Here is a 6,491-nt window from a genome sequence, read left to right as displayed (position 1 = left end):
CTCCTACTGGCCTTCGAGGCCTGACTGTAATCGGCATGCCACGAGCTCTTCCAATTTTGGCCAGAAGCCGATGACGGCTTCCTCGAATAGGCCTAATACATAGATGCAACGGGGCGGCAGTTTTTTTTGAAAGCGGGTAGACAGTGGGGGCGAGTCCATACATAGGAGCTGGCTTGCCAGCGAAGAGGCCGGTAAATCCAAACAAAAAATCCAACTCATACTTACAGCGCCTCTAATCCCAAAGCCAATATTTTCCATATCGAAGTAGTCCGAAAATTAATAAGTTGTAGGAAAATTCCTTTAGGAAGCCCTTGTGTCAGACGGTCTTACAAATAAAAAGAAACAACAGATAGGGCCTACGAAAATTTGGGAAGTGTGGGTGGTTACATGTGGTCGGTCGCTAGTGATCTAATTGTTTCAGCGCCATACGCAGAGAACCATCTGTCCGACATTTGCGGGGTTCATGCATGATCAAGGCTTGGATAAAGTGCACGATTTTTTTATTATTGGCTGTTTTCTCCTGGTCGTCTTTGCGGCTTGTTGGCTTGCTTTTGAAGCTGGAAGTGCACATCAGGTGATGAGGCGTTTTGGTGGTATTGAAGTTGTTGGAGATTGGAGTGTCACTCCTTCAGGAGCGGATAATCTTTATGTCAGGGCTGTGAGCCTGAGACCTCAGCAAGACATTGTATACGACATGAGAGCACTTCAGCCATGCACGGAATACACTCGGGAATGTATGGTGCAGGAGGCTGCTGCGATCAATCTGCAGATGATAAGTACAGGTATGGTACTCAAAGATGTCGACGAATTTTTCGAGAAATACAAACCAAGCGTAGAATCGTTTGACGATGGTTGTCCTGCTGTTTATGAAACGACAGCGATTATAAAAGAAAATGAGGTATTGAGCCGTCTTCCAGTAGAGCGACGTCGAATAGCCGCTCAGGAAGTAATGGAGAAAATAAAGAACGATGGAGGGCTAACATATTCACTGGTGACCCCAGAGTGTAGGAGTTTTTTTCGCGAAAAACCCTATATGGCTCGAGCGTACACTCTTTATCTAGCTCTTATCATGCACCGTGCCGAGGGGGCGTTTTCGGCTTCATGGGTGTTTTTAGCGGTACTTCCGGAAATGCGTTCAGGTGCTAGATAGGTAGCGGCAATGATTAACTGTTTCGTGTGTTACTAACAATCAAAACTGTAGTGTTCTGCCGATTCGCTGGGAGCTTCTCATGCAAAAATTAGTTATCGCCACGCTTCTGCTCGCTCTGGCTTCAAATATTTGCATGGCCAGCGAAGGTGAGGATCAAGCTGCCTCATTCTTCAAGATTTATTCGTCGCTTTGCCTCAAAAATCTTTTCAAGCTCGAGGAGCTGAGAGAAACGCTGAAGCCTATGCCAAAGCTTCCGCCTAAAAAGGCAGAACTGTTTCTGGCAGGTAAATCCGGGGATGCTTGGCCTGTTCCAGACAAATACGCAACAGTCGTACTTGCCTTGCTGAGTGGGAAGAGTTTCTGCGCAGTTTATGTCCGAAAGGCAGACGCTGTGGCGGCGATAAAAATGTTTACTTCAATGGCCGCGAGCGCGCCATTTCCGATTAAGGTGAAACTATTAAAGAATGAAACAACACAAACCATCGTGAATGGGCAGACTCAAACTATTTCATACGAATGGTCAGCTCCAAATGCGAAGCGTGGAATGATGTTTACTCTCACGACAGCCTCAGCCGATTACGCACAAATTCAAGTGCTCGGTTCCGCAGCGGTCGTCACACTACGACATTCACCCGAGCTTCTGCAGGACATAAACAAATAGCCGAGTAGGCGTGAAATGGAATGTTGTCGGAGGTAAGAGGTTGCAGTCAGCATGAGCTGAGCTGTATCACTCCTTCAAGTCTGAAGGAGCGAATTTCACCCTCTCTCACTTCCGAACCGGATACTCCCGATGCATCTGCTCCAACAACGCATCCTTATCCAGCCACAACTGATTGATCCACCCCTGAAACTGCAATCGATACTCCCCATCCTGCTCATAATTCTTGCCGATAAACTCCGGCGGAATCTTCAGCTCCTGAAAATGCACCACCACATCCTTCACGTTCCCGCACAGCAAGTCCCAATACCCCGGACGCCCGCCCGGGTAGTGAATCGTCACGTTGACGATCGACTCCAGCTGCTCACCCATAGCATCCAACACAAACGCAATGCCACCGGCCTTGGCCTTGAGCAGATACTTGAACGGTGATTTCTGCTGCGCATGCTTGCCTTCGGTAAAGCGCGTGCCTTCGACGAAATTGAAAATCCCCACCGAATCATGGCGGAACTTCGCACAGGTCTTGCGCGTGGTCTCCAGGTCTTTGCCTTTCTTCTCCGGGTGCTTTTCCAGGTAGGCCTTGGAGTAGCGCTTCATGAACGGAAAGCCCAGGGTCCACCAGGCCAGGCCAATCACCGGCACCCAGATCAACTCCTGCTTGAGAAAAAACTTCAGCGGCTGGATGCGACGGTTGAGCACGTATTGCAGCACCATGATGTCGACCCAGCTCTGGTGGTTGCTGGTGATCAGGTACGAGTGCCGATAGTCCAGGCTTTCGAGGCCGCTGAGGTGCCAGCGGGTGCGGCAGACCAGGTCCATCCAGGCTTTGTTGTTGCTGATCCAGGCTTCATGGGTATGGCTCATCAGCCAGCGCGTGAAGCGTTGGGTGAAGGCGAAGGGCAATACCTTGAAGATCGCCACGCAGAACAGGAACGAGCACAGCAAAATGGTATTCAGCGCCAGCAACAACGATGCAATCACGCCGCGAACGGCGGCAGGCAGGAAATCCAGCATTTAAAGATCCACAGGTCGGTTGGCCGCTTGAATCGCGGTCAACGCGATGGTGTAGACGATGTCATCGACCTGCGCGCCGCGGGGCAGGTCGTTCACCGGTTTGCGCAGGCCTTGCAGCATCGGCCCGAGGCTGACGCAGTCGGCACTGCGCTGCACGGCCTTGTGGGTGGTGTTGCCGGTATTGAGGTCGGGGAACACGAACACCGTGGCGCGACCGGCCACCTGGCTGTTCGGTGCCAGCTGCTTGGCCACGGTTTCGTTGGCGGCGGCGTCGTATTGCAACGGACCGTCGATCAGCAGCGAGTGTTGTTGTTCATGGGCGAGCAATGTGGCCTCGCGCACCTTCTCGACTTCTTCGCCGCTGGCCGACTCACCGCTGGAGTAGCTGATCATCGCCACGCGCGGAGTGATGCCGACCGCAGCGGCCGAATCCGCGCTTTGCAGCGCGATCTCGGCCAGTTCGCTGGCGCTCGGGTGCGGGTTCATCACGCAGTCGCCGTAGACCAGCACCTCTTCCGGAAACAGCATGAAAAACACCGACGACACCAGGGTGCAGCCCGGCGCGGTCTTGATCAGCTGCAGCGCCGGGCGGATGGTATTGGCGGTGGAGTGAATGACCCCGGACACCAGGCCGTCGACTTCATCCAGCGCCAGCATCATGGTGCCGATCACCACGGTGTCTTCCAGTTGTTGCTCGGCCATTGGCGCGTTGAGGCTTTTGGTCTTGCGCAGCGCAACCATCGGCTCGACGTAACGCTCGCGGATCAGGTCCGGGTCGAGAATCTCCAGCCCCGGCGGCAGCTCGATGCCTTGGGCACGGGCCACGGCTTCCACGTCCGCGGGTTTGGCCAGCAATACGCAGCGGGCAATGCCACGGGCCTGACAGATCGCCGCGGCCTGCACGGTCAATGGCTCGCTGCCTTCGGGCAGGACGATGCGCTTGTTGGCGGCCTGGGCGCGCTGGATCAGTTGATAGCGGAACACCGCCGGCGACAGGCGCATTTCCCGTGGCGTGCCGCAGCGCTGGTGCAGCCAGTTGGCGTCCAGATGGCTGGCGACGAAATCAGTGATGATCTCCGCACGTTCGCGGTCGTCGATCGGGATTTCCTTGTTCAGGCCGTTCAGCTGATTGGCGGTGTCGTAGGACCCGGTGCTCACTGACAACACCGGCAGGCCGGCCTGCAACGCGCCGCGACAGAGGTCCATGATGCGCGGGTCGGGCAGGGTGTCGCTGGTCAGCAGCAGGCCGGCCAGGGGCACACCATTCATGGCTGCGAGGCTGACGGCGAGGATGATGTCGTCGCGATCGCCGGGGGTCACCACCAGCACGCCGGGTTTGAGCAGCTCCACGGTGTTGCGCATGGTGCGGGCGCAGATGATGATTTTGGTCATGCGCCGGGTTTCGTAATCGCCGGCATTGAGAATCTGCGCGCCCATCAGGTCGGCGACGTCGCGGGTGCGCGGCGCGTTCAGTTCCGGCTGGAACGGAATGCAGCCGAGCAATTTGAAATCGCCGCTGCGCAGCAAGGGCGAGTGCTCCTTCATGCGCGAGGCGAAGGCCTCCATGCTTTCGTCGGTCTTGACCTTGTTGAGGATCACGCCGAGGACTTTCGGGTCTTTCGGCCCGCCGAACAATTGCGCCTGCAGTTCCACACGGCCGGACAGTTCCGCCAGCACTTCGTTTTCCGGGGCCGAGACCAGGATCACGTCGGCATCGAGGCTTTTGGCCAAGTGCAGATTGACCCGCGCGGCATAACTGGCGCTACGGGTCGGGACCATGCCTTCGACGATCAGCACGTCCTTGCCGATGGCGGCTTGCTGATAAAGGGTGATGATTTCTTCGAGCAGCTCGTCGAGCTGGCCGTCGCCGAGCATGCGCTCGACATGGGCCAGGCCCAATGGCTTCGGCGGCTTCAAGCCGTGGGTGCGGGCCACCAGTTCGGTGGAGCGTTCAGGCCCGGTATCACCCGGATGGGGCTGGGCAATCGGTTTGAAAAAGCCGACCTTGAGGCCGGCCCGCTCAAGGGTACGCACCAGCCCGAGGCTGATGGAGGTCAGACCCACACCAAAATCGGTGGGTGCGATAAAAAAAGTCTGCATGCGGATTCTCTGGGGGTGCATGGCAATGGTGACGACCTATGACTGGCCTTCTACCGAATTTCAGTCGCCAAGGTTATCGCTAACCGAGCCTTGTGCACACCAACCGCAAGCAAAGGGCTGGCCTATTTTTTCATTGCGCAGCAATGGGTTCAGCACCCAGGCCCGGGACTGCCACGGTGGCTGATGGCGCAGGTGCTGAGTGTGACCGCAGGAAAGCTCGGCTACCCAGTGGCCGTCTTCGTCCTGATGAAAGCCTGTCACCGTCGAGCCTTTCGTTGCGGCCCGTCTGTCCGGGTTGTGTTCGCTTTCGGACGATTGCTTCGCTAAACTGGGTCTTTCAATATTCTTATGCAAAAGGTCTCGCCCCATGCTGATCGCCGCCAATAAGGCTGTCTCCATCGACTATACCCTGACCAACGACGCCGGTGAGGTCATCGACAGCTCCACCGGCGGCGCGCCGCTGGTCTACCTGCAAGGCGCAGGCAACATCATTCCGGGCCTGGAAAAGGCACTGGACGGCAAGGCAGTCGGTGACGAACTGACAGTCGCCGTAGAACCTGAAGATGCCTACGGCGAGTACGCTGCCGAACTGGTCAGCACCCTGAGCCGCAGCATGTTCGAAGGCGTCGACGAACTGGAAGTGGGCATGCAGTTCCACGCTTCCGCTCCGGACGGCCAGATGCAGATCGTCACCATTCGCGATCTGGACGGCGACGATGTCACCGTCGACGGCAACCACCCGTTGGCCGGTCAGCGCCTGAATTTCCAGGTCAAGATCATCGACATCCGTGAAGCCAGCCAGGAAGAAATCGCCCATGGGCACGTCCATGGCGAAGGTGGCCATCATCACTGATTTTCTGCGCTAAGCTTTCGAGAGATGGAGAGGCGCCCGAGGGCGCCTTTTTAGTCCGCGGCTGTCCCTGACACCGCCAAGTGGCTGTTTCGAGAAGAACACGGGAAATTTGGAGTTCGTCATGAGTGCTTTTCACGACCTTAAACTGACAGGCCTGGATGGACAGGAGCTTCCTCTGACGCCCTTCAAGGGGCAAGTCGTGCTGGTGGTCAACGTCGCCTCCAAATGTGGCTTGACCCCACAATACGCGGCGCTGGAAAACCTCTACCAGCAATACAAAGGCAAAGGCTTCAGTGTACTGGGCTTGCCGTGCAACCAGTTTGCCGGCCAGGAACCGGGCACCGAGCAAGAAATCCAGGCATTTTGCGAACTCAACTATGGCGTGACCTTTCCGTTGTCCAGGAAGCTGGAAGTCAACGGGCATGAGCGCCATCAGTTGTACCGTCTGCTGGCGGGCGAGGGCGCCGAGTTCCCGGGTGACATCACCTGGAACTTCGAAAAATTCCTGCTGGGCAAGGATGGACGCGTGCTCGCGCGATTCTCGCCGCGTACGGCGCCGAATGATCCATCTGTCGTCCAGGCGATCGAAAAAGCCCTGGGCTGACATCCCCTCTGCAGGAGCGAGGCTTGCCCGCGAAGGCGTCAAGTCAGTCGACATCATAACTGACTGACTTGGCGCCTACGCGGGCAAGCCTCGCGCCTACAATGTCTTCTGC

At 56.6% G+C, this 6,491-nt stretch carries 7 protein-coding genes; 4 read left to right on the top strand and 3 right to left on the bottom strand.

Annotated elements, in window-relative coordinates; translation table 11 throughout:
* Positions 1 to 478 precede the first annotated feature (478 nt).
* Together F8N80_RS28940 and F8N80_RS28935 are read left to right on the top strand one after the other, a co-directional pair.
* Entirely contained in the window at positions 479 to 1,150 is a 672-nt protein-coding gene (locus F8N80_RS28940) for a hypothetical protein (RefSeq protein WP_150747623.1), read from the top strand.
* 79 nt (positions 1,151 to 1,229) lie between these two features.
* Positions 1,230 to 1,811, top strand: a complete 582-nt coding sequence (locus F8N80_RS28935; protein WP_150785236.1) for an NMCC_0638 family (lipo)protein — start codon at positions 1,230 to 1,232, stop codon at positions 1,809 to 1,811.
* 105 nt (positions 1,812 to 1,916) lie between these two features.
* Here the strand turns inward: F8N80_RS28935 and F8N80_RS28930 are convergent, their stop codons facing one another.
* Genes F8N80_RS28930 through F8N80_RS28920 form a run of 3 tightly spaced genes read right to left on the bottom strand, consistent with a single transcriptional unit; the run spans position 1,917 to position 5,321 of the window.
* Positions 1,917 to 2,822, bottom strand: coding sequence for an acyltransferase (locus tag F8N80_RS28930; protein ID WP_150785235.1), 906 nt, complete (start codon positions 2,820 to 2,822; stop codon positions 1,917 to 1,919).
* Complete coding sequence (pta, locus tag F8N80_RS28925) at positions 2,823 to 4,922, bottom strand: phosphate acetyltransferase (RefSeq protein ID WP_150785234.1); 2,100 nt, start codon at positions 4,920 to 4,922, stop codon at positions 2,823 to 2,825.
* Positions 4,923 to 4,982: 60 nt separating this feature from the next.
* Positions 4,983 to 5,321 (bottom strand): DUF3565 domain-containing protein, encoded by a 339-nt coding sequence (locus tag F8N80_RS28920; RefSeq protein ID WP_150747627.1) that lies wholly within the window; start codon positions 5,319 to 5,321, stop codon positions 4,983 to 4,985.
* Here F8N80_RS28920 and F8N80_RS28915 point away from each other — a divergent pair.
* Together F8N80_RS28915 and F8N80_RS28910 are read left to right on the top strand one after the other, a co-directional pair.
* On the top strand, positions 5,290 to 5,775 hold the full coding sequence (locus tag F8N80_RS28915; protein ID WP_150785233.1) for an FKBP-type peptidyl-prolyl cis-trans isomerase: 486 nt from the start codon (positions 5,290 to 5,292) through the stop codon (positions 5,773 to 5,775). The genes F8N80_RS28920 and F8N80_RS28915 overlap by 32 nt on opposite strands.
* A gap of 121 nt (positions 5,776 to 5,896) precedes the next feature.
* A complete protein-coding gene (locus F8N80_RS28910; protein WP_150747629.1) occupies positions 5,897 to 6,379 on the top strand; it encodes a glutathione peroxidase in 483 nt (160 codons plus the stop codon).
* The last annotated feature ends 112 nt before the right edge of the window (positions 6,380 to 6,491 follow it).

The sequence above is a fragment of the Pseudomonas fluorescens genome, from assembly GCF_902497995.1.
GTDB classification, from domain to species: Bacteria; Pseudomonadota; Gammaproteobacteria; order Pseudomonadales; family Pseudomonadaceae; genus Aquipseudomonas; species Aquipseudomonas fluorescens_BK.
This window is presented reverse-complemented; position numbering and strand designations above follow the sequence as displayed.

Coding starts and splice junctions, on each gene's coding strand:
- F8N80_RS28935 (WP_150785236.1), top strand. CDS start 1,230: ATGCAAAAATTAGTTATCGCCACGCTTCTGCTCGCTCTGGCTTCAAAT.
- F8N80_RS28930 (WP_150785235.1), bottom strand. CDS start 2,822: ATGCTGGATTTCCTGCCTGCCGCCGTTCGCGGCGTGATTGCATCGTTG.
- pta (WP_150785234.1), bottom strand. CDS start 4,922: ATGCAGACTTTTTTTATCGCACCCACCGATTTTGGTGTGGGTCTGACC.
- F8N80_RS28915 (WP_150785233.1), top strand. CDS start 5,290: ATGCTGATCGCCGCCAATAAGGCTGTCTCCATCGACTATACCCTGACC.
- F8N80_RS28920 (WP_150747627.1), bottom strand. CDS start 5,321: ATGGAGACAGCCTTATTGGCGGCGATCAGCATGGGGCGAGACCTTTTG.
- F8N80_RS28910 (WP_150747629.1), top strand. CDS start 5,897: ATGAGTGCTTTTCACGACCTTAAACTGACAGGCCTGGATGGACAGGAG.